Annotated in this window: 1 pseudogene; it reads left to right on the top strand. The window is 61.1% G+C overall.

Features of this window, described 5'->3' with window-relative positions:
* A pseudogene (locus CAER_RS30850) lies at positions 1 to 221 on the top strand (hypothetical protein); the annotation flags it as partial.
* Positions 222 to 257: the final 36 nt, after the last annotated feature.

Raw genomic sequence — 257 nt, 5'->3', positions numbered from 1 at the left:
TGATCATGCGCTATTGCCGGGCTTGGTCGGGCCTGCTGGCCGGTGAGGAGGGGCGGGAAACTCCCGCGCCTCTGGAGGTCGGATATGTTGAAACTCTGCTGAACACCTATCCGGGGGTGGCTGACTACCTTTCCCGGAACCTTCTGCTGCCCTTCCAGATGGTGGAGCAGGAGGGAAACGGATCCGCGCCCTCGCCAAGTGGCGCTTCAGCGGAGGTCTGAAGCACTGTGCCGGATGCGCTTCAAGCGAAAAAGAAT

Source organism: Leisingera caerulea DSM 24564, assembly GCF_000473325.1.
Lineage (GTDB): Bacteria > Pseudomonadota > Alphaproteobacteria > Rhodobacterales > Rhodobacteraceae > Leisingera > Leisingera caerulea.
This window is presented reverse-complemented; position numbering and strand designations above follow the sequence as displayed.